The 21,610-nt window shown below is 72.8% G+C and carries 17 protein-coding genes and 1 pseudogene; 3 read left to right on the forward strand and 15 right to left on the reverse strand.

Annotated elements, in window-relative coordinates; translation table 11 throughout:
• Window positions 1-289 precede the first annotated feature (289 nt).
• The gene (gene cobA, locus AB0H87_RS18860; protein WP_360146717.1) at window positions 290-1,987 is read left to right on the forward strand and encodes a uroporphyrinogen-III C-methyltransferase; all 1,698 of its coding nucleotides are present in this window, start codon (window positions 290-292) and stop codon (window positions 1,985-1,987) included.
• On the opposite strand, the gene AB0H87_RS18865 is transcribed toward cobA, so the two are convergent.
• A complete protein-coding gene (locus AB0H87_RS18865) occupies window positions 1,953-2,306 on the reverse strand; it encodes a PadR family transcriptional regulator (RefSeq protein ID WP_360146720.1) in 354 nt (117 codons plus the stop codon). The genes cobA and AB0H87_RS18865 overlap by 35 nt on opposite strands.
• A 10-nt stretch (window positions 2,307-2,316) precedes the next feature.
• A complete protein-coding gene (locus AB0H87_RS18870) occupies window positions 2,317-3,756 on the reverse strand; it encodes a DHA2 family efflux MFS transporter permease subunit (RefSeq protein WP_360146723.1) in 1,440 nt (479 codons plus the stop codon).
• Between the two features lie 86 nt (window positions 3,757-3,842).
• On the opposite strand from AB0H87_RS18870, the gene AB0H87_RS18875 reads away from it, so the two are divergent.
• Window positions 3,843-4,733: a TetR/AcrR family transcriptional regulator gene (locus tag AB0H87_RS18875; RefSeq protein WP_360146726.1), complete on the forward strand. Its 891-nt coding sequence runs from the start codon at window positions 3,843-3,845 to the stop codon at window positions 4,731-4,733.
• Between the two features lie 214 nt (window positions 4,734-4,947).
• On the opposite strand, the gene AB0H87_RS18880 is transcribed toward AB0H87_RS18875, so the two are convergent.
• Window positions 4,948-6,579: a family 10 glycosylhydrolase gene (locus AB0H87_RS18880; RefSeq protein ID WP_360146729.1), complete on the reverse strand. Its 1,632-nt coding sequence runs from the start codon at window positions 6,577-6,579 to the stop codon at window positions 4,948-4,950.
• A 273-nt stretch (window positions 6,580-6,852) separates the two neighbouring features.
• Between AB0H87_RS18880 and AB0H87_RS18885 the strand changes: the two genes are divergently transcribed.
• Window positions 6,853-7,785 carry a DUF4352 domain-containing protein gene (locus AB0H87_RS18885; RefSeq protein WP_360146732.1) on the forward strand — a complete coding sequence of 311 codons (933 nt, stop codon included), beginning with the start codon at window positions 6,853-6,855 and terminating at the stop codon, window positions 7,783-7,785.
• 84 nt (window positions 7,786-7,869) lie between these two features.
• Here AB0H87_RS18885 and AB0H87_RS18890 read toward each other — a convergent pair whose 3' ends face one another.
• The 12 genes and pseudogenes from AB0H87_RS18890 to AB0H87_RS18945 form a co-directional block, all read right to left on the reverse strand.
• On the reverse strand, window positions 7,870-8,466 hold the full coding sequence (locus AB0H87_RS18890) for a DNA-3-methyladenine glycosylase (protein ID WP_360146765.1): 597 nt from the start codon (window positions 8,464-8,466) through the stop codon (window positions 7,870-7,872).
• Window positions 8,463-9,896: an argininosuccinate lyase gene (gene argH, locus AB0H87_RS18895; protein WP_360146735.1), complete on the reverse strand. Its 1,434-nt coding sequence runs from the start codon at window positions 9,894-9,896 to the stop codon at window positions 8,463-8,465. Before argH ends, AB0H87_RS18890 begins: the two co-directional genes overlap by 4 nt.
• A 17-nt stretch (window positions 9,897-9,913) precedes the next feature.
• Window positions 9,914-11,125, reverse strand: a complete 1,212-nt coding sequence (locus AB0H87_RS18900; RefSeq protein ID WP_360146738.1) for an argininosuccinate synthase — start codon at window positions 11,123-11,125, stop codon at window positions 9,914-9,916.
• Window positions 11,125-11,628 carry an arginine repressor gene (locus AB0H87_RS18905; protein WP_360146741.1) on the reverse strand — a complete coding sequence of 168 codons (504 nt, stop codon included), beginning with the start codon at window positions 11,626-11,628 and terminating at the stop codon, window positions 11,125-11,127. The genes AB0H87_RS18900 and AB0H87_RS18905 overlap by 1 nt, the downstream gene beginning before the upstream one ends.
• Window positions 11,629-11,698: 70 nt before the next feature.
• Window positions 11,699-12,631, reverse strand: coding sequence for an ornithine carbamoyltransferase (gene argF, locus AB0H87_RS18910; protein WP_360146744.1), 933 nt, complete (start codon window positions 12,629-12,631; stop codon window positions 11,699-11,701).
• Complete coding sequence (locus AB0H87_RS18915; protein WP_360146747.1) at window positions 12,628-13,785, reverse strand: acetylornithine transaminase; 1,158 nt, start codon at window positions 13,783-13,785, stop codon at window positions 12,628-12,630. The genes argF and AB0H87_RS18915 overlap by 4 nt, the downstream gene beginning before the upstream one ends.
• Window positions 13,782-14,678, reverse strand: coding sequence for an acetylglutamate kinase (gene argB / locus AB0H87_RS18920; RefSeq protein ID WP_360146750.1), 897 nt, complete (start codon window positions 14,676-14,678; stop codon window positions 13,782-13,784). The genes AB0H87_RS18915 and argB overlap by 4 nt, the downstream gene beginning before the upstream one ends.
• The gene (gene argJ, locus AB0H87_RS18925; RefSeq protein ID WP_360146753.1) at window positions 14,675-15,826 is read right to left on the reverse strand and encodes a bifunctional glutamate N-acetyltransferase/amino-acid acetyltransferase ArgJ; all 1,152 of its coding nucleotides are present in this window, start codon (window positions 15,824-15,826) and stop codon (window positions 14,675-14,677) included. The genes argB and argJ overlap by 4 nt, the downstream gene beginning before the upstream one ends.
• Window positions 15,823-16,824 (reverse strand): N-acetyl-gamma-glutamyl-phosphate reductase, encoded by a 1,002-nt coding sequence (gene argC, locus AB0H87_RS18930; RefSeq protein WP_360146756.1) that lies wholly within the window; start codon window positions 16,822-16,824, stop codon window positions 15,823-15,825. The genes argJ and argC overlap by 4 nt, the downstream gene beginning before the upstream one ends.
• 83 nt (window positions 16,825-16,907) lie before the next feature.
• Window positions 16,908-19,583, reverse strand: a complete 2,676-nt coding sequence (locus tag AB0H87_RS18935; protein ID WP_360146759.1) for a YfhO family protein — start codon at window positions 19,581-19,583, stop codon at window positions 16,908-16,910.
• A 22-nt stretch (window positions 19,584-19,605) separates the two neighbouring features.
• Window positions 19,606-21,171, reverse strand: a complete 1,566-nt coding sequence (locus tag AB0H87_RS18940) for a hypothetical protein (RefSeq protein ID WP_360146762.1) — start codon at window positions 21,169-21,171, stop codon at window positions 19,606-19,608.
• Window positions 21,172-21,195: 24 nt separating this feature from the next.
• Window positions 21,196-21,522: pseudogene (locus AB0H87_RS18945) on the reverse strand (phenylalanine--tRNA ligase subunit beta); the annotation flags it as partial.
• Between the last annotated feature and the right edge of the window lie 88 nt (window positions 21,523-21,610).

Below are 21,610 nucleotides of genomic sequence, written 5' to 3' on the forward strand. Positions count from 1 at the left end.
GCACCGGCGACTCGGGGTGGGACGCCCTGACCGCGCCGACCGACGAGCCGCTGACCTTCGCGGCCGTGCCGTTCGACCACCCGCTCTACGTGCGGCGGCGAGCGGGTGGGGCGAGCAAAACCAGCCGGCCCGGCGAGCCGGTTCGCTGCGGGGCGCGCGGAGCGGGTTGCGGCGGGGAGCGGGTGGGGCGAGCAAACCAGCCGGCTCGGCGAGCGGGGTGCGGCAGTGAGCGAGTGGAGCGCGCGAACCAGCCGGCTCAGTGCTGTGCCTCGCGGAGCGGGGTGCGGCGATGAGTGACCTCTACCCACTGGCTTTGCGGCTCGATGGCCGGCCGGTGCTCGTCGTCGGGGGAGGGGCGGTGGCCAGCCGGCGCGTGCCCGCGCTGCTGTCCGCCGGCGCAGACGTGACCGTCGTCTCGCCCGAGCTGACACCCACCCTGCACGGCCTGGCCGACGCCGGCCGCGTCCGCTGGGAGCGGCGCCGCTTCCAGGAATCCGATGTGGATGGCAAATGGCTCGTCCAGGTCGCGGTCGACGACCCGGCGGCGGCAGAACACGTGTCCGCCGCCGCGGAGGAGCGTCGCGTCTTCTGTGTCCGTGCCGACGACCGGGCCGCGGCCACCGCCTGGACCCCCGCTGTCACCCGGCGCGGCCCGGTCACCGTCGCCGTGCTCGGCGGCGGCGACCCCCGCCGCGCCGTCGCGACCCGCGACGCGATCGCCGCGTTCCTGTCCGGCTGGACCGGGGCCGCGGCCACCGCCACCGCGGCGACCGCGCCCGAGAGCCACCCGGGCGGCCGGGTCGCCCTCGTCGGCGCCGGGCCCGGTGACCCCGAGCTGATCACCGTCAAGGGCCGGCGCCTGCTGGCGGAGGCCGACGTCGTGGTCGCGGACCGGCTCGCGCCCGGGCTGCTCCTCGACGAGGTGCGGCCGGACGCCGAGGTGGTCGACGCGGCGAAGAACCCATACGGGCCCGCGCGTACCCAGGAGGAGATCAACCAGATTCTGGTGGACCGGGCTCGCGCCGGCCGGACGGTGGTCCGGCTCAAGGGCGGTGACCCGTTCGTCTTCGGGCGCGGCGGCGAAGAGGTGATCGCCTGCGTCGAGGCCGGCGTGCCGGTCACCGTGGTGCCCGGCGTGACCAGCGCGGTCGCGGTCCCGGCGGGCGCCGGCATCCCGGTCACCCACCGCGGCGTCGCGCACGAGTTCACCGTGGTCTCCGGTCACCTCGCCCCGGACGACCCGGAGTCGCTGGTCAACTGGCCCGCGCTCGCGGCGACCAGCGGCACCCTCGTCGTGCTGATGGGGCTGAAGAACCTCGCCGCCATCACCGCGACGCTGGTCGCGCACGGCCGCCCCGCCGACGGGCCGGCCGCGGTCGTCCAGGAGGGCACCACCGCACTCGACGGCCAGCACCGGCAACGCGTTGCTGTAGTTGACGGTCGCCGCGAAGGCCATCGTGACCGGTGTGGCGAGCGCGCCGGCCAGCGGGACCAGCAGGGCCATCGCGAGGACCGTGCGGCCCATCGCCGGGCGGTGGCGCAGGCGGAACCAGACCGTGAGGAGGGAGGTGACCAGGACCAGGGCGGACAGGGCCGCGTAGACCGCGATCACCGCGCCGAGGTTCGGCTCGTCGGCGGGTGGGCGGGCCGGGATCGGGATGTAGCCGTAGAGGACCCCGTAGGCGAACGCCAGGCCCGGCAGCGCGCCGACCAGGGCTGTGAGGAGCAGGCGGTCGAACTCGTACGGGATCCGGTGCACGCGCGCCTCGTCGGCCAGCCGCCGGGCGAAGGCGCGCGCGTCGCGGCCGATCAGGTCGTCCGGGTCGACGCCCTCGGCCGCGGCCGCGGTCAGGTCGTCGCGGAGGTCGCCGCTCAAGCGGGCGGCGTCCGCGGCGCGGACGTGGAGGCGGCGCCACTCGCGCTCGGCGGCCATCACCGCCCGGTCGATCGACTCATTCATGGTCGCCTCCGGCGAGGGTCGCGTTGACGGTGGTGACGAACCGTTGCCACTGCTCGCGCCAGGCTGCCAACCGCTGGTGGCCCGCGGGCGTCACCGCGTACACCTTGCGGCGTGGTCCTGTCGGGCTCTCCTGCGTCTCGTCGACGACCAGGCCGAGGCGGCGCATCCGGGTCAGCAACGGATAGACCGTGCCGTAGCCGCCGGCGTCCAACCCCGCCGCGTCGAGCCGGCGCACGAGTTCGTAGCCGTGCGCCGGCTCCTTGGCCAGCAGCGCGAGCATGCACATGTCGAGGGCGCCGCGCAGCAGTTGCGTGTGCCGGTCGCCGGCGCTCTCGACAGGTGTCATGCGACGCATACTAGTGCGAGCTATTAGGTGTCGTCAAATAGCGGCGACCCGGCAGCAGCAGACCCGCGAGCGCCGCCCCGCCGACCACGGCGGCGCCGACCAGCACCGCCGGCACCAGCCCATCCACATAGGACGACGGGGTCCCGTAGCTGCCCTGCGACGCGAAGACCGACGCCAGCGCAGCGACACCGACCGCGACACCGAACTCGCGGACCATGTTCATCGTTCCGGAAGCCACGCCCTGCTCGGACGGCGCGACGCTGGCCAGCGCGACCGTGCTCAGCGGCGCGAAGGTCAAGCCCATCCCGATGCCGGCGAGTACGAACGCCGGCACCAGCGAGCCGAACCCCACGTCGACGGCGGACGACAGCGCGATCCAGAGCAGCCCGGCGCCCAGCAGCACCTGCCCGAGCACGATCAGGAACCGGCTGCCCACCCGACCGACGATCAGACCGGCGATCGGCGCGACCACCATCGGCGCCGCGGTCCACGGCAGCGTGCGTACCCCGGAGCCGAACGGCCCCAGGCCCTGCACCACCTGGAAGAACTGCGCGAGCAGGAAGACCGAGCCGAACACGCCGACCGAGAACAGGAACGCCACGACGTTGACGACCGAGAAGCCGCGCGACCGGAACAGCCGAGGCGGCAGCATCGGGGACGGGGCGCGCCGCTCCCAGGCGACGAACGCGGCGAGCAGCACCGCGCCGCCGATCAGGGTGCCGAGCACCGACAGCGACGTCCAACCGTCGTCGGCGCCGTGCACCACGCCCCAGATCAGGCCGAACATGCCGGTCGAGACCAACACCAGGCCGAGCGGGTCGAGCTTGCCGCGCCCGCCGTGCGACTCGGCGAGCACCGAGCGGACCAGCACGATCGCGAGCACGCCGACCGGCACGTTGAGCCAGAAGATCCAGGTCCAGTCGAGACCTTCGGCGACCGCGCCGCCGACCACCGGGCCGACCGCCACGCCGAGGCCGCTGATCCCGCCCCAGATGCCGATCGCGGCGTTGCGCATTTTCTCGGGTACGGCCGCCGCCAGCAACGTCAGCGACAACGGCATCACCATCGCGCCGCCGACGCCCTGCACCGCACGGGCGGTGGTGAGCATCCACGGCTCGGTGGCCAGCGCACAGGCGGCCGACGCGAGCGTGAACAGCGCGATGCCGGCCACGAAGAGCTGGCGCCGCCCGATCCGATCGCCGATCGCCGCGGCGGTGAGGAGCAGGGCCGCGAACGGCAGCGTGTACGCGTTGACGAACCAGGACAGGTCGGTGAGCGACGCACCCAGCGAAGTGCGGATCACGGGCAGCGCCGTGGTCACGACCAGGTTGTCCAGCGTGACCATGAACATCGGCACGCCGACCGCGATCAGTACCGCGGCCAACGACCGCGACCGCGCCGCAGGCGCCCCGGGCACCTCGGCGGCCACGGGTGTGGCAGTGGTGGTCATGACAGGGGTCCCCCTTGTTGTTATCGACTGATAACTACCAAGGTAGTAATCGACTGATAACATGTCAACAGGAGAAGGAGGAAGACGTGACACGCACCCGGCTCACCGCCGCCGAGCGCAGCGAACAACTCATCGAGGCGGCGATAACCGCCTTCGCCAAAGGCGGCTACGCCGGCACGGCCACGGACGACATCGCCCGCCTGGCCGGCGTCTCGCAGCCGTACGTGATCCGCCTCTTCGGCTCGAAACAGGCCCTCTTCATCACGGTGATCGAGCACGTCAGCGGCCGAATCCAACAGGCCTTCCGCGACGCGGCGAAGTCGGCGACCACGCACGGCGGACCCGCCACGCCAGGCGGCGGCGGCGCTACAGACGCCGCGAATGCCGCGCCAGGCAGCGGCGCTACGGCGGCCGCCGATGCCGATCCGCCCCGAGCCGTCACGCCGGAGGGAGGCGCCGCGGAGTCTGCGGAGGCCGCCACCGGCCGAGGAACAACGCCGGACAGAGGCGCCACGGCGTCTGCCGAGGCCGCGCCAGGCCGAGGAACAACGCCGGACAGAGGCGGCGCGGAGGCAGCGGCTGCCGCGCTCGCCGGCGACGCCACGTCCGGCCGAGACGCCACGCAGGGTGCGGGTGGCGTGCCGGGCGGACGCGCGCAGCTCGCCGACCTCGCCAACGGATTCGACCGGTTGCTGGAGCAGCGCTACTTGCTGCCCGTGCTGCTGCACGGCTTCGCCGCCGCCAACGCCGACGACGAGATCGGCCGCGTGGCCCGTGCGTGCTACGGCAACATCTTCGACCTCGTCCGCGGCCTGACCGGCACAACAGCTGCCGAAGCGAGCGACTTCATCGCCAAGGGCATGCTGCTCACCGTCCTGGCCTCCATGCGCGTGATCGGCCCCGACCCGGTCGAGCAATCACCCTGGATGACCGAGATGATCAGCACCTTCGACCACCACGACCACCAACACCCCTAGCAAGCGCACCAAGGTGAGCCGCCGCCGGCGACTTCACCCCAAACGCGCCCAGACCCGGAGCAGTCAGCTTCACCGCCAAGCGCACGACGCGCCGCTGACAGGCCTTGCCTCAATGCGGATGCTTCCACCCCCGAACTGGGTGGCCTCGTCCATGATGGCCGGCTGGCCGACCCTGACGGCCCGCCGTTGCAAGACGGGCCGTCAGGAGAAGCGGTTACCGGACCGGGCGTGGTAGGCCCATCGGGCTCTCGTTCCACAGCCGGTCCAGGGCCGTCACCACATACGTGTAACGCTGCCCCGGCTGCGCCGACGTGTCCACGAAGGACTGTGCCGAACCAGGCGCCCCGGTCGCGCGGACCGTGTCAACCAGGTGCGTTGCATCGGACAAGTCGCAGGAGCGCGGGAGCTTGGTGCCGTCCAGGCGGTAGATCGCGTACGACGTCGCCTGGCCGAAGGGGCCGATCTCGTCCAGGAGTTGGCGCCAGCGCAGCGTTACCGCGCCCGCGTCGTCGCGCGTTGCCGACGTCACCAGTGGCGGCAGCAGCGCCTTGTGGGGCAGGTGTGGCATCGTCGGCACCAGAGCCGGGTGGGCGTAGTGCTCCGCCGCGTAGATGTCCGTCGCGCCCAGCTTGTTGGCGCGCACCTGGACCGCGCTGAAGTGCACGTGGCCCGAGACGTTGTAGTCGCGTGCGAAGGCCAGGTGGTCCGTCATCTCGCGCGGGTCGTTCCAGTTCGTGTCGGCGTTCGCCGCGATCTTGTAGTCCGCCTCGCCGATGTAGAGCTGCACCTTCGTCCCACTGACCACATCGGACCACCACGGGATCAGCTTGGAATAGTCAGCGACGGTGAAGCCCATGCTCCAGTAGATCTGCGGCACGATGTAGTCGATCCACTCCTCCTTCACCCACTTGCGGGTGTCGGCGGAGATGATGTCGTACGACTGCGAGCCGGCCGTGTCCGAACCGAGCGGGTCCGCGGTCTTGTTGCGCCAGATGCCGAACGGGCTGATCCCGAACTTCACCCACGGCTTCGCCTGCTTCACGGCCGTGCCGAACTCGCGCACCAGCAGGTTGATGTTGTCGCGCCGCCAGTCGGCCTTGTCGGTGAAGCCACGGTTGTACGCCGCGAACGTCGCGTCGTCCGCGAAGTCCTGGTTCGCCGCCGGGTACGGGTAGAAGTAGTCGTCGAAGTGCACCCCGTCGACGTCGTACCGCCTCACCGCGTCGAGCATCGCGGTCTGCACGAACGCCCGTACCTCCGGAATGCCCGGGTTGTAGTAGAGCCGCGCGCCGGCCGCGTTGATCGGGTACGGCACGACCCAGTCGGGGTGCTGCCGCACCGGGTGGTTCGGCGCGAGCTTGTTGATGTCGACACCGGCGCCGTCCGGCATGGAGACGCGGTACGGGTTCATCCAGGCGTGGAACTCGAGGTTGCGCTTGTGCGCCTCGGAGATCACGAAGGCCAGCGGGTCCCAGCCCGGGTCCTGCCCGCGGGTGCCGGTGAGGAACTCCGACCACGGCTCGTAGGGCGACGGCCAGAACGCGTCAGCGGTGGGCCGCACCTGGACGATCACCGCGGTGTGGTTGAGCCGCTCGGCCAGGTCGAGCCAGCCGAGATATTCGGCCTTCTGCGCGGCGATCACGTCCGGTGCGGTCTGCGACGCCTTGGTCGGCCAGTCGATGTTCACCACCGACGAGATCCACATCGCCCGGAACTGTCGCTTGGGAGCGGCCGGGTTCGTCACACAGGTGGCGGAAGAGGCGGCGGCCGGCGCGGGCGCGACGACGGCCACCAACGAAAGGGTCAACGCCGCGACACCCAGTGCCGCGCCGAGTCTGCGAGCCATGCGTGCGTACCTCCGGGAAGATTTTTGCCTTCAGGAATGTCACACTGAAGGAAATCTTCACGGCAACGACGATCGAAAGCAAGACCTTCTTAGATGCGTGTCTTAGATGCGTGTCTTCGGTACGTGCCGGCGGTACCCGCTGACCGTCGGATCGCCGTACATCCGCGGCTGAACCTGTCGGTGAGGGTGACGTGGCGGGGGTCTCATTGTTGGACGGTGGGTCGGCGAATCGGACGTTGCCCCAGGCAACCGGCGTCTGTGTCAGGACTGCCGGTGGAGGGCGTCTATGGAGACGCTGTGAAAGCGTGTCGAGGCTATTGCACTGAGTATCGGGCAGCGCGACACCAAACCAGGGAGACCTCCACGCCAATGACCACCCCCCACGATCCTGCCCAGAACCAGCCCGGGCAGCACCCGATGCCGCCGACCGAGCAGTTCCCGCAGATCGCCGCCAGCCAGTACCCGCCACCGCCCGGCCAGTATCCCCCGCCGCCCGGCCAGTACCCGTCGGCGCCGATCGGCCAGTACCCGCCGCCTCCAGTCGCCAAGAAGCGTCCCGCTTGGCTGGTTCCGAGCCTCATCGGCGTCGGTGTGTTCGTGGTGCTGTGCTGCGGCGGCTCGGTAGTGATCGGTCTGTCCAGCGACGACAAGCAGAAGGACGACGTCTCCGCCAGCCAGGAGGTCCCCGCCGGCAACCCCGCCACCTCAGCCCCCAGCACCGCGGCGCCGGCCCCGACAAGAAGCTCCGTCGCGCCCGCGCCGGCGAAGACCACCGCCGCTCCGGCGCCGGCAAAGCCGAAGACCTTCGGCATCGGCGACAAGGTGCGCGGCGGCGACTTCGAGTTCACCGTTAACAGCGTGAAGTGCGGGATCTCCCAGGTCGGCGACAGCTACCTCAACCACAAGGCGCAGGGCGCTTTCTGCCGCGCCGGCGTGACAGCCAAGAACGTCACCAAGAGCGCGAAGCTGTTCCACGCCGACGGCACCATCACCGCGCAGGACGGCTCTGGCCGAGAGTACGACGTTGACGGGGAGGCAGCCATTTACGGCAACGACGACGCCAAGGGCTTCCTCGACGAGATCAACCCGGGCAACTCGGTGAAGGCGAACGTCTACTTCGACGTGCCCAAGGGCACCAAGCTGAAGACGATCACCTTCGACGCCGGCCTGTTCACCCTCGCCGAGGACGCCGTCGTCACATTGTGATCGGCCCGGTGACCGAGGACAGCCCGGACACTCTCCGGGGCTGTCCTCGGTGTCGGCGCGGTTGGACCGACAGGGGAGACCTTCTTAGATGCGGGTCTTGGGTACGTGCCGACGGTAGGCGCTGACGGTCGGGTCGCCGTTGATCCAGAAGCGCCACTCCAGGTCGTGCGCGCCCGTGACACCGACCCGCGGACCCACCGCGATCGCGTCGGAAGGCGGCGACGACGGCCCCCACGCCAGCCGCACCGGCGACGACGCGGACAGCAGATCCAGCCCGTAGGAGGACCGGTCGATCCCCAGCGCCGAACACAGCCGCGCCGGTCCCCGGGCCAGGTCCACATCGCGCCGCACGGCTGGGCGCCGCGCCCGGGCCGCGTCCAGACCGGACACCACCTCGCCCGCCCGCAACAGCACGGCCGAGGCCACGCCCGCCGTGCCGGTGACGACGTTCATGCACCAGTGCATGCCGTAGGTGAAGTAGACGTACGAGAAGCCCGCCGGCCCGAACATGATCGCGTTGCGCGTCGTGCGCCCCCGGTGGGCGTGCGAGGCCGGATCCTCACCGGTCCCCGCGTACGCCTCCACCTCGGTCAACCGCACCGTGACCCCGCCGGCCGTCAACATACAGCCGAGCAGCGACCGCGCGGCGAGATCGACCGGGCCGGCCAACACCGACCTCAGCGCGGGACGACGCGCTGCGCGGCCCACTCCCGCCAACCCTCCAGCTTGTCCTGCACCGACGCGAGCTGGTCGGCGACCGGCCCCGGGCCTGTCGAGCCCGGCGTGGTCCGCGAGGCCAGCGCCGACTCGACCGACAGCACCGCCCGCACCTCGGGGGTCAGCAACGGGCTGACCTCGCGCAGGTCGTCGTCGGACAGGTCGTCCAGGGCGCAACCGCGCGACTCGCACAGCGAGACGAGCTTGCCGGTCACCTCGTGCGCGTCGCGGAACGGCACGCCGCGCCGGACGAGCCAGTCCGCGACCTCGGTGGCCAGCGTGAAGCCCACGGGTGCCGCCGCGGCCAGGCGATCGGCCCGGACGGTCATCGTGGAGATCATCCCCGCCAGCGCCGGCAGCAGCAGCTCCAGCGTGTCGACCGCGTCGAAGACCGGCTCCTTGTCCTCCTGCATGTCCCGGTCGTACGTCAGCGGCAGGCCCTTGAGCATCGTCAGCACCGCGACGAGGCCGCCGACGAGCCGGCCGGACTTGCCCCGGGCCAGCTCGGCGATGTCCGCGTTCTTCTTCTGCGGCATGATCGACGATCCGGTGGCGAACGCGTCGTCGAGCTCCACCCAGCCGAACTCCTGCGAGGTCCAGAGCACGACCTCCTCGCCGAGCCGGGACAGGTGCACGCCGGCCAGCGCGGTCACGAACAGGAACTCGGCGGCGAAGTCACGGTCGGCGACCGCGTCCATCGAGTTGGCCGCCGACGTGGTGAAGCCCAGCTCCTTGGCCACGACCACGGGGTCGAGCGGCAGGGACGAGCCGGCCAGCGCGCCGGAGCCCAGCGGCGAGATCGCGGTGCGCTTGTCCCAGTCGCGCAGCCGGTCGAGGTCGCGCAGCAGCGGCTGCACGTGCGCCAGCAACCAGTGGCCGAAGGTGACCGGCTGGGCGTGCTGCACGTGCGTCATGCCGGGCGCGGGCGTCTCGACGTGTTGCGCGGCCTGTGAAACCAGGGCGTCGGCCAGCTCGACGAGCCGAGACGCGACTCCGCGGGCATGATCGCGGAGATAGAGCCGCAGATCGGTGGCGACCTGGTCGTTGCGGGACCGGCCGGCGCGCAGCTTGCCGCCGAGCGTGCCGAGCCGCTCCAGCAGCCCGCGCTCGAGCGCGGTGTGCACGTCCTCGTCGTCGACGGTCGGCCGGAACGACCCGGAGGCGCAGGCGGCCTCCAGGTCGTCGAGCGCGGCCAGCATCTGACCCAGCTCCTCCGCGTCGAGCAGGCCGGCGTGCGCGAGCACGCGGGCGTGCGCCCGGGACGCCGCCAGGTCGTAGGGGGCGAGCCGCCAGTCGAACTGGACGCTCACCGACAGGCGGGCGAGGGCCTCCGCGGGGCCGCCGGCGAACCGGCCGCCCCACAGGCTCGTGCGCGAAACAGACTGATCAGTCACGGCCACCATTCTGTCGGTCACGCCGACGGGCCGCCCAACCGGGCATCCCGGGCGGCCGCCATGCGCGACGGCAGGCCCCACAGCTGGACGAAGCCCTTGGCCAGCGACTGGTCGAAGGTGTCGCCGGTGTCGTAGGTGGCCAGGCCGAAGTCGTACAGCGAGGACTCCGAGCGCCGGCCGGTGACGACCGCGCGGCCGCCGTGCAGGGTCAGCCGCACCTCGCCGGAGACGTGCTTCTGCGTGTCGGCGATGAACGCGTCCAGCGCGTGCTTGAGCGGCGAGAACCACAGCCCGTCGTAGGCCAGCTCGGCCCAGCGCTGGTCGACGCTCTTCTTGAACCGGGCCACGTCGCGCTCGACGGTGACGGCCTCCAGCTCCTGGTGCGCGGTGATCAGCGCGATCGCGCCCGGAGCCTCGTACACCTCGCGGCTCTTGATGCCGACCAGCCGGTCCTCGACCATGTCGAGCCGGCCGACGCCGTGTGCACCGGCGCGCCGGTTGAGCTCCGCGACGGCCTGGAACGGCGTCACGGTCTCGCCGTCGATCGCGACCGGGATGCCGCCGTCGAACGTGATCACGACCTCGTCCGCGTCGCGCGGCTCGGCCGGGTTCGAGGTGTACGAGTACACGTCCTCGATCGGGCCGTTCCAGATGTCCTCCAGGAAGCCCGTCTCGACGGCGCGACCCCACAGGTTCTGGTCGATCGAGTACGGCGACTTGGCCGTCACGTCGATCGGCAGGCCCTTCTCCTCCGCGTACGCGATGGCCTTGTCCCGGGTCCAGGCGAAGTCGCGGGCCGGGGCGACCACCTTGAGGTCGGGCGCGAGCGCGCCGAGGCCGACCTCGAACCGCACCTGGTCGTTGCCCTTGCCGGTGCAGCCGTGGGAGACGATCGTGCCGCCGTGCTTGCGGGCCGCGGAGACGAGGTGCTTGACGATCAGCGGCCGGGACAGCGCGGAGACCAGCGGGTAGCGGTCCATGTAGAGCGCGTTGGCGCGGATCGCCGGCAGGCAGTAGTCGGCCGCGAACTCGTCGCGGGCATCGACCACCTCGGACTCGACCGCGCCGCAGTCGATCGCGCGCTGGCGGATGACGGCCATGTCCTCGCCGCCCTGGCCGACGTCGACCGCCACCGCGATCACCTCGGCGCCGGTCTTCTCGGCGAGGTACGGAATGGCGACGGAGGTGTCGAGACCTCCGGAATATGCGAGGACGACGCGGTCGGTCATCAGCTACTCCCTTCGAGTGGTTCTCCGGCCCAGCCGGAAAGCTTGTCGGCCAGGGCGGCGCCGCCCATGGCGTCGCGGGACACGACGAGGATGGTGTCGTCGCCGGCGATGGTGCCGACGACCTCGGGCAGCCCGGTCCGGTCCAGCGCGCTGGCCAGGAACTGGGCGGCGCCCGGCGGGGTGCGCAGGACGGCGATGTTGCCGCTCGCGTCGACCCCGGTGAGCAGCTCGCGGAGCAGCCGGATGAGCCTGGCCGACGCGGCCTCGGCGTCGCGCAGGGGACGGTGGCCGTCCTCCGGGATCACGTAGACCGCCGGCCCGTCGGCGCCGCGCACCTTGACCGCCCGCAGCTCCTCGAGGTCGCGGGAGAGCGTCGCCTGGGTGACCACGAGCCCGTCGCCGGCGAGCAGCTCGGCCAGCTCGGTCTGCGACCGGATCTCCTTGGCCCGGATCAGCTCGACGATCCGGGCATGCCGCGCCGCGCGGGTGACCGGGGCCGTCATGCTCGTGCCTCGCTCCGCGAGGCCCGCCATGACCGCAGGCCACCGAGCCGGCCGCGCTCGCTTCGCTCGCTCATTGCGACTCCTCCACCAGGAAGGAGAGCAGCGCCTTCTGGGCGTGCAGCCGGTTCTCGGCCTGGTCCAGCACCGCGCTCTGCTGGCCGTCGAGCACCTCGTCGGTGATCTCGTGGCCGCGGTGCGCGGGCAGGCAGTGCAGCACGACCGCGTGCGAGGCGGCCTCGGCGACCAGCTCGGCGTCGATCCGGTAGGGCAGGAACGGCGTCATCCGGTCGTAGCCGTCGTCCTCCTGGCCCATCGAGGTCCAGGTGTCGGTGGCGATCACGTCGGCGCCCCGGACGGCGACGTACGGGTCGCTTATGGTGCGCACCGAGCCGCCTGTCGCCGCCGCGAGCTGGGTCGCCTTCTCCAGGACCGCCGGGTCGGGCGCGTGCGCCTCGGGGCCGGAGATCCGCACGTGCATGCCGGCGGTCGCACCGGCCAGCAGGTACGAGTGCGCCATGTTGTTGCCGGCGTCGCCCACGTAGGTCAGCACCCGACCCTGTGTGCCGCCGCAGCGCTCCCGCACGGTCAGCAGGTCGGCGAGGAGCTGGCACGGGTGGAAGCCGTCGGTGAGCGCGTTGACCACCGGCACGCTGGAGCCGGACGCGATCTCCGCGAGGTGGCTGTCGGCGAACGTCCGCACGACGATCGCGGAGACGTAGCGGGACAGCACCCGGCCGGTGTCCGCCGCGGTCTCGCCGCGGCCGGCGTGCGTGCCGCCGCTGTCCACCACGATCGGGTTGCCGCCCAGCTCGGCGATGCCGGCCGCGAACGAGACCCGGGTGCGCAGGCTCTGCTTGTCGAACAGCACCGCCACCGAGCGCGGCCCTTCGAGGGTCCGGTACTTGAACCGGTCGGCCTTCATCGCGGCGGCCAGGTCGAGCACGGCCGACTGCTCGGCGGGCGTCAGGTCGTCGTCACGCAGGAAATGCCGGGGGGTCGTCATGCGGGGAGTACCTCGGCTAGGGCCGCGACGAAGGCGTCGGCCTGGTCGGCGGTCAGGATCAGGGGTGGCGCCAGCCGGATCACGCCCGGCTGGACGGGGTTGACCAGGAAGCCCGCGTCGCGCAGGCGGCCGGCGAGGTCGGCCGAGACCGGCTCGGTGAGCACGATGCCGAGCAGCAGCCCGGCCCCGCGCACCTCGCCGACCAGGGGGTGGCCGATGCCCTCGATGCCCCGGCGCAGCCGCTCGCCGACCCGCTTGACGGAGTCGAGCAGGCCCTCGTTGGCGATCGTGCCGATCACCGCGAGGGCGGCCGCGCAGCTGACCGGGTTGCCGCCGAACGTCGTGCCGTGCAGGCCGGGCGCGAGCAGCTCACCCGCCTTGCCGAACGCGACGCAGGCGCCGATCGGCAGGCCGCCGCCGAGCCCCTTGGCCAGCGTGATGACGTCGGGCTCGACGCCGTCGGCCTGGTGCGCGAACCAGTGCCCGGTGCGGCCGATGCCGGTCTGCACCTCGTCGAGCACCAGCAGCGCGCCGTGCTTCGTGGTGATCTCCCGGGCCGCGGCGAGGTAGCCGGGCGGCGGGACGACCACGCCGTTCTCGCCCTGGATCGGCTCCAGGATGACCATCGCGGTCTCGCTCGTCACGGCGGCGGCCAGCGCGGCGGCGTCGCCGTAGGGCACGTGGGTGACCTCGCCGGGCAGCGGGCGGAACGGGTCGACCTTCGCGGGCTGCCCGGTCAGTGCCAGCGCGCCCATCGTGCGGCCGTGGAAGCCGCCGTGGGTGGCCACCGCGTGGCCGCGGCCGGTCAGCCGCGAGAGCTTGAACGCCGCCTCGTTGGCCTCGGCGCCGGAGTTCGCGAAGAACACCCGGCCCGGGCGCCCGGCGAGTGCGAGCAGCAGCTCGGCCAGCGCGACCGGCGGCTCGGCGACGTAGAGGTTGGAGACGTGGCCGAGCGTGCCGATCTGCCGGCTGACGGCCTCGACCACGGCCGGGTGGGCGTGGCCGAGCGCGTTGACCGCGATGCCGCCGAGCATGTCGACGTAGGACCGGCCGGCCTCGTCGGTGAGCACCGCGCCCGCACCGCGCACCAGGGCCAGCGGCGGCGTGCCGTAGTTGTCCATCATGGACCGCTGCCAGCGGTCGACGAGCGTCATGACGCGTTCACCACCATGGTTCCGAAACCCTCCGACGTGAACACTTCGAGCAGAGTGGAGTGGGCGACGCGACCGTCGACCACGTGTGCGGCGGGCACACCGCCGCGCACCGCGCGCAGGCACGCCTCCATCTTCGGCACCATGCCCGCGGCGAGGCTCGGGAGCAGGGCTTCGAGGTCGGTGGCGGTGATCTGGGAGACCAGGCTGGCCGTGTCGGGCCAGTCGGCGTAGAGGCCGGGCACGTCCGTGAGGACGACCAGCTTGCGGGCCTCGAGCGCGACGGCCAGCGCGGCCGCAGCGGTGTCGGCGTTGAGGTTGTGCAGCACCCCGTCGGCGTCCGGCGCGACCGTCGAGATGACCGGGATCCGGCCGGCGGCGATCAGGTCGTCGACGGCCGAGGTGTGCACGCTGGCCACGTCGCCGACCTGGCCGACGTCGACGGGCTCGCCGTCGACGAACGCGGGCCGGCGCACGGCGGTGAACAGCTTGGCGTCCTCGCCGGAGAGCCCCACCGCGAACGGGCCGTGCTCGTTGATCAGCCCGACCAGCTCACGGCCGACCTGGCCGACCAGCACCATCCGGACGACGTCCATCGCCTCCGGGGTGGTGACCCGCAGGCCGCCCCGGAACTCGGTGACGATGCCGAGCCGGCTGAGCATCGCGGAGATCTGCGGGCCGCCGCCGTGCACGACGACCGGCTTGAGGCCGGCGTACCGGAGGAACACCATGTCGGCGGCGAACGCCCGCTGCAGCTCCGGGTCCACCATCGCGTTGCCGCCGTACTTGACCACGACGGTCGCGCCGTGGAAGCGGGCCAGCCAGGGCAGCGCCTCGATCAGGGTGGCGGCCTTCGCCTGGGCGTCGCTCAGGTCGCGGGAGAGGGAAGCCGTCATGTGGAGTACGCCGAATTCTCGTGCACGTAGCCGTGCGACAGGTCGTTGGTCCAGATGGTCGCCTTCGCGGCGCCGGCGTGCAGTTCCACGTGCACGGTCACGTCGCGGCCGGTGAGGTCCACCTTGGAGCGGTCCTCGGCGGCGGCGCCGCCACGGCAGACCCACACCCCGTTGACGGCCACGTCGAGCAGGTCCGGCTCGAAGGTCGCGGCCGTGGTGCCGACCGCGGCCAGGATCCGGCCCCAGTTGGGGTCGTTGCCGAACAGCGCGGTCTTGACCAGGTTGTTGCGGGCCACCGAGCGCCCGACCTCGACCGCGTCGTCCTCGGACGCGGCGCCGGTCACCTGGATCGCCACCTTCTTGGTCGCGCCCTCGGCGTCGTCGACGAGCTGGACGCACAGGTCCTGGCAGGCCTCGGCGACCGCGGCGGACAGGTCGGCGGTGGACGGCGACACCCCCGACGCCCCGCTGGCCAGCAGCAGCACGGTGTCGTTGGTGGACATGCAGCCGTCGGAGTCGACCCGGTCGAAGGTGACCCGCGTCGCCGCCCGCAGCGCCACGTCGAGGGTCCGCGCGTCGGCGACCGCGTCGGTGGTCAGCACGCAGAGCATGGTGGCCATCCCGGGCGCGAGCATGCCGGCGCCCTTGGCCATCCCGCCGACCGTCCAACCGTCCCGGCTGACCACTGTGGACTTCGGCTTGGTGTCCGTGGTCATGATGGCCTGGGCCGCCGCGGCGCCGCCGTCACCGGCGAGGCCGTCGACGGCCGCGGTCACACCCGGCAGCAGCTTGTCCATCGGCAGCCGCTCGCCGATCAGTCCCGTGGAGCAGACCGCGATGTCGCCCGCACCGAAGCCGAGCCCGGCCGCGAGATGCTCGGCCGTGGCGTGGGTGTCCTGGAACCCGAGCGTGCCGGTGCAGGCGTTGGCGCCGCCGGAGTTGAGCACGACCGCCCGCACCACTCCCCCGCGCACGACCTGCTCGCTCCAGAGCACCGGCGCGGCCTTGATCCGGTTGGCGGTGAACACACCGGCGACGGCGGACGCCGGCCCGTCGTTGACGACTACAGCCACGTCGGGGTTCCCACTCGCCTTGAGCCCGGCGGCGACACCGGACGCCCTAAAACCCCGGGGACTCGTGACCGTCATGGCATGACTCCGTATGCGGACAGGCCGATGGTCTCCGGCAGGCCGAGCATGAGGTTGGCGCACTGCACGGCCTGGCCGGCGGCGCCCTTGCCGAGGTTGTCGAGCGCGCTGACGACGATCACCCGACCGGAGTCCCGGTCGACGGTCGCCTGCAGGTGGCAGGCGTTCGAGCCCAGCGTCGCCGCGGTGCGCGGGAACGTCCCGGCCGGCAGCACTTTCACGAACGGTTCATCGGCGTACGCGGACGCGAGCACCGCGGAGGCGTCGGCGGTGCCGGTCGGCCGCGCGGTGACCGTGGCCAGGATCCCGCGCGGCATCGGCGCCAGCATCGGCGTCATCGACAGCGAGCGCGCCCCGGTGGCCTGCTTGATCTCGGGCACGTGCTGGTGCGCGCCGGTCTTGTAGGTCGACAGGTCGCCCATCACCTCGGTCGCCAGCAGGTGCGGCTTGGCCGCCCGGCCGGCCCCGCTCGTGCCGGAGGCCGCCACCACGACGACGTCGTCGGCTTCGACCGCGCCGGCCGCGATCAGCGGCGCGAGGGCCAGCGTGACCGTGGCCGCGTAGCAGCCGGTGTTGGCGACCCGGCCGGCGGCGGCGATCGCGGCCCGCGCGCCGGGAAGCTCGGGCAGCCCGTAGGTCCAGGCGCCGGCGTGCGGCCCGCCGTAGTAGCTGTCCCAGGCCGCGGCGTCGGTCAGCCGGTGGTCGGCGCCGAGGTCGACGACCTTGACCGAGTCAGGGAGCCGGGCCGCCACGGCCGCCGACTCGCCGTGCGGCAGGGCCAGGAACACGAGGTCCGCTTCGGCCAGCGCCGCCGGGTCGGTGGCGGTCAGGGTCAGGTCGAGGCCGGCGAGCTGCGGGTGCACGGCCGACAGGGCGGCGCCGGCCTGGCTGTGCGCGGTGGCGGCGACGAGGTCGAGCTCGGGGTGCCCGGCGATCAGGCGGACGAGCTCGCCGCCCGCGTACCCGCTCGCCCCGGCCACCGCGACCCGGATGCCCATGTGCACCTCCGCATGTCTATGCGGTGAACGCTATCAGGATGCGCTCAGCGATCGCAAGATCATGCAGTCGGTTGTATGGCCAATCACGCGACCGGGCGACGACGCTTGACGAACACCGCCCCCAGCAGGGCGACCAGCGCGACACCGGAGATCCAGGTGCCCGCATTGTGCATCGGCATCCGGTATGCGAGGCGCACCGTATGCGTGCCGGCCGGCACGGCGACCGCCACGAGCCCGTTGTCGGCCGGGAGCAGGGCGGCCGGCGCCCCGTCCACCGTGACACCCCAGCCGTGCTGCAGCGCGTCGGCCACCACCAGGTAGCCGGCGCCGCGCGCGTCGACCCGGGCCGCCAGGTCGTCGGTGCCGTCCTCGAACACCGTGATCGTCGCGGGTTCGCCGGCCGGCGGCACGGGCGGCGCGCGGTCGAGCACCATCTCGTCCGCCCGCAACCCGCCCGCGGCCAGGACGGACACACGGGACTCCGGGTCGGGATCGCCGCGGACGGCGCTCGCCCAGCGGAACCGGGGCAGTGCGGTGGCCCGGTCCCAGACGACCGAGCTGCCGGCGTAGGCGACCGACAGCCCGTCCGCGGCCGCGGCCACCGTCGACACCGCGGGCCGCCCGCGGTCGCCGGCCGCGACGAGCGGGGCACCGTCGACCCTGATCACCGCGGTCAGGCGGGTCCCCGCCGGGATGTGCTCGCCGTTCACCACCACGTACGCCGGCGTGCCCTTCCGGCCCTTCGGCCCGACCCGGCTGCCGCCCGCGAGCTCGGTGCCGCGCGGGTCGCGGATGCTGACCGCGATCCGGGTGGCGGCGCGGATCCCGGTCGGCGGGGTGACCCCGACGCCGCGGATCGGGCCGCGGACCCGCAGCGGCACGGTCCACGACCCGCCCGGCCGCAGCGTGACCGTCGAACCGTCGCCGGCCGCGACCGCCTCCGTGCCGAACGGCTTGTCCCACGGCGCGGTGACGAAGTAGCGCACTGCCAACCGGTCGAGCACCGGGCTGCGGACCAGCTCCGGTGTCGGCGGCAGGCGCAGCAGCGTCGAGCCGAACAGCTCGCCCGGCAGCCCCTGCACCGTCTGCGCGAACCGCTGCTCGAAGAACGTCTCGCCGGTCAGCGACCGCAGCTTGGCCGCGCTGTCGGCGCCCGCGTACATGCCGTTGTCGGACGCGGCGAACCGCTCGTGGCCGAGGTTGGCGGCGAGGTAGCGGTGCACGTCGGTCTGGGGGTACCAGCTGTCGCGGTCGACCCGCGGCCAATAGCCGTACACCGTGACGAGGGCCTGGAACATGACCAGCACGGGCAGCGCGGCCGCGACGACGGGACGGCGCCGGGCCAACCGGACGGCCAGGGCGGCGAGGCCGGCGACGGCGAGGCCGACCAGACACTGGACCGCGAACCGGCGCGGGTCGGTCACCACCCGCCAGCCGGCGACCATGGACAGCCCGACGGCGATCGCGCCGGCACCGAGCACCCATCGCCGGGTGCGTCCGGTCCAGCCGCGCAGGGCGGCCTCGAAGCCGACCGCGACCAGGGCCGCGACGAGGAACCCGAGCACGCCGCGGGCCCGCCCGACGAAGTTGTCGGCGAACAGCACGGGCAGCTTCTGCAGCACCGTCAGCGGCGGTCCGCCGGCGTATAGCAGCACCGCCCACGCCGCCGTCGCCGCGACCAGATAGCTCCAGACGCCGCGCGGCAGGAACGCGCGGGCCGTCCCGGGCAGCGCCACCGCCAGCAGGAACAGCACGAGTGCGGCCGCGCCGACGTAGGCGAACGCCTCGACCACGTTGTCCCGACCGGACAGCGCCCACTCGTTGGCGTGGCCCAGCGACCAGGGCGCCCACGAGGTGACCAGCGCGGCCGGGTCGAGATGGTCCGCGCCGGTCTGCGCGCGGTTGCTCAGCTTCGCGTGCGACATCGCGCTGGCGAACGGCACGAGCTGGATCGCCGTGATGGCGACCGCGCCGACGAGCGCGCCTACGCCGGCCAGGACCGGTGCGAGCGCCCGGGCTCGGACCAGCAGGTAGCCGCCCGCGGTGAGCACCGTGTAGCCGGTGAGGGCCGGGAACCCGCCGAACAGCATCGCGGCCAGCGCGGCGGCGAGCAGCGCGCCGTCGCGGACCCGGCGTTCGGTGGCCAGGCGGTCGGCGGCCCAGAACACCAGCGGGATGAACGCCGCGACCCGGGTCTGCGGCCAGTTGGTCCAGCTGATCATGAACCCGCTCGCCGCGAACGCCAGACCGCCGAGCAGGCCCGCCGCCCGGCTCAGCCCGAGCCGGCGGAGAAAGAGAACGGTGCCGCCGGCCGCGACCAGCATCTCCAGCAGCTTCACGTACGCGGGTGCCAGTTCCGCCGGCAGCACGTACCAGGGCAGCGTCAGCGGCGAGAGCACCGCCCAGTTCGGCACGGCGCCGAGCGCGCCACCGCCGCCGACGTAGGGATTCCACGCGGTCAGCCGGCCCTGCTTGAGCTCCTCGGCGAACAGCGCGGTGTTGGGCAGCCCGGACGCGACGATGTCGTTCGCGATCCGGTTCTCGACGTGCCCGGTGGCCAGGCCGGCGCTCGTGTACGGGTTCTTCGACACCAGCAGGTCGGTCTGCGCGAACGTGGTCAGGCCGAGCAGGGGCGTGCCGATGCCGACGAGCGCGAACAGCACCACCGCGGCCAGCGCGACACGCTCGACGAGGCGACCGGGTCGGCGGCGGTCGGGCGGTGCGGGACGGTCGACGTCGCTGGTCAGCGTGGATGCCACACACGCCTAACGCCGTCGTGGGCTACCAGGCCACTAGCCGCAGCGCCGCCTCGACGCCGGTCGGCGTGGTCTCCACGGTCAGCCCCGTCAGCTCGGCGGTCCAGGCCGCCTTCTCGGCCTTGCTCAGGTGCGAGCGGACCACCCAGACGACGGCGCCCTCGGCGGCCCGTCCGGTCGCGGTCACGACGCCCGCGTGGATCGCGGCCGCGGTGCGCCCGGTCGACAGCACGATGCCGGGATCGGGGTACGTCGGCTGCCAGCCCACCGCGCTCCCCCGGTCGCGCCGGTATCCGGGCCGGGCCGGCCAGTAGGTCGCGAAGCCGTACGAGGCCGAGCCGCTGACCAGGACGACGTCGCCCGGGCGGCGGTGCGCCCAGACGTAGGCGACCGGCCGCCGGGTGTTCTCCGAGGTCGCCGGGACGCGTACGCCGAGCGCCGCGTCCGCGCCGTCGAAGCGGAACCAGCCGGCCGTCCCGTAGGCGTAGGCGCCGAGCAGGACGACGCCCACGGCGCCGGCCACCGTCGCGCGGGACCGACGGGCCAGCAGCCCGGCACCCGCCACGCCGATCGCGGCGAAGGCGACCAGCCAGACCAGCAGGAAGTGCGAGGTGCGCAGGTCGAGCAGCGGATACCTGCGGGCCAGGCCGGCCGCCACCGCCGCGGGCACCAGCAGCCCGGCCGCGACCGCGGTCGCGGGTCGACCCAGCCGGGCGACGGTGACGACGCCGGCCAGCGCCAGCACGAGCAGCAGCCAGACGTTCGCACCGAGGTACGGCGCCAGCCCGTGCAGCCGGTGGTGCAGGTATCCGGGCAGCTCGCCGACCGTGGGAAAGAAGCGGCTCCAGTAGCGCACCATCGTGGCGCTGTCGCCGCCCCGGGCCAGTCCGAAGTAGACAACGGCGAACACGCCGAGCAGGAGCACCCCGGCGGCCGCCGCCTCGGCCGCCCGCCGCCACTGCCGGCGGGCCAGCGCGGCGAGCACGAGCCCGCCGATCACACAGCCGCCCACCAGCGTGGTCGTGTGGCTGAGCAGCACGCCGACGGTTCCGGTCGCGAGCAGCAGGGCCAGGCGGCGACGGGAGTACGTGGCCTCGACGAAGGCGGCCAGCGCCAACAGGACCAGCGTGACGGCCGCGTCCGCCGTGTACTGCTTGAGGTCGTGCCGCACCTGCTGCGCCGGAAGTAGCGCCACCGCCGTTCCGGTGACCAGGCCCGCCACGAGCCGGTGCGTCGTCGAGGGCCAGGGCAGCACGGCCGCCAGCGCATAGGCGGCGAGGACCGACAGCACGAGGAAGCCCAACGGCAGCAGCCGCAGCCGGTTCTGGTCCGGCACCAGCCGCAGCAGCGCGCTCCAGCCGATCGGCGTCGAGCTCGTGACGACCGGCAGGTCGCCGATCGGGAACCGGGTGGACGCGGCCACCCACGCCTCGTCGAGCCAGTAGGGCAGACGCACCGCACGCGGCACGTCGTGGACGACGAACGTCAGCAGAACCAGCGCCGGCGGCGCCCACCACCGCGGTCGCGGGTGGACCATGGGTCGCGGCCCCGCTGACGGGACCGCGACCGTGGTGTTGCCGTGCAGGGCCATTGGGCCATTTTGCCCGATTTCGCGTTATGCGCCCCGGAGCGTCGCCCCGAAACGGTTGGCCGCTTCGGCAACCGCCGCGTCCCGGGCCGCGACCGCCTCCTCGACGGTCAGCGTGCGGTCGGGTGCGCGGAAGGTCAGCTTGTAGGCCAGCGACTTGCGGCCCTCGCCGAGCTGCTCCGACGCGTACACGTCGAAGAGCCGCACCGACTCGAGCAGGTCACCGGCGCCCTCGACGATCGCCCGCTGCACGTCGGCCGCGGGCACGCCCGCACCGACGACCAGCGCGACGTCGATCAGGGCCGGCGGGAAGCCCGACACCCGCGGCGCCGGCGTCACGGGGGCGGCGACGAGCAGCGAGGTCGCTGGTGTGATGTTGGTCAAAGTCATGGACGACTACGGCTGCGAGCCGTTGTGGGTGCGGGACGACGGTGGCGAGGTC

Origin of the sequence: Asanoa sp. NPDC050611, assembly GCF_040654855.1 — a bacterium.
Lineage (GTDB): Bacteria > Actinomycetota > Actinomycetes > Mycobacteriales > Micromonosporaceae > Asanoa.

Coding starts and splice junctions, on each gene's coding strand:
- cobA (WP_360146717.1), top strand. CDS start 290: ATGAGTGACCTCTACCCACTGGCTTTGCGGCTCGATGGCCGGCCGGTG.
- AB0H87_RS18865 (WP_360146720.1), bottom strand. CDS start 2,306: ATGACACCTGTCGAGAGCGCCGGCGACCGGCACACGCAACTGCTGCGC.
- AB0H87_RS18870 (WP_360146723.1), bottom strand. CDS start 3,756: ATGACCACCACTGCCACACCCGTGGCCGCCGAGGTGCCCGGGGCGCCT.
- AB0H87_RS18880 (WP_360146729.1), bottom strand. CDS start 6,579: ATGGCTCGCAGACTCGGCGCGGCACTGGGTGTCGCGGCGTTGACCCTT.
- AB0H87_RS18900 (WP_360146738.1), bottom strand. CDS start 11,125: ATGACCGACCGCGTCGTCCTCGCATATTCCGGAGGTCTCGACACCTCC.
- AB0H87_RS18905 (WP_360146741.1), bottom strand. CDS start 11,628: ATGACGGCCCCGGTCACCCGCGCGGCGCGGCATGCCCGGATCGTCGAG.
- argF (WP_360146744.1), bottom strand. CDS start 12,631: ATGACGACCCCCCGGCATTTCCTGCGTGACGACGACCTGACGCCCGCC.
- AB0H87_RS18915 (WP_360146747.1), bottom strand. CDS start 13,785: ATGACGCTCGTCGACCGCTGGCAGCGGTCCATGATGGACAACTACGGC.
- argB (WP_360146750.1), bottom strand. CDS start 14,678: ATGACGGCTTCCCTCTCCCGCGACCTGAGCGACGCCCAGGCGAAGGCC.
- argJ (WP_360146753.1), bottom strand. CDS start 15,826: ATGACGGTCACGAGTCCCCGGGGTTTTAGGGCGTCCGGTGTCGCCGCC.
- argC (WP_360146756.1), bottom strand. CDS start 16,824: ATGGGCATCCGGGTCGCGGTGGCCGGGGCGAGCGGGTACGCGGGCGGC.
- AB0H87_RS18940 (WP_360146762.1), bottom strand. CDS start 21,171: ATGGCCCTGCACGGCAACACCACGGTCGCGGTCCCGTCAGCGGGGCCG.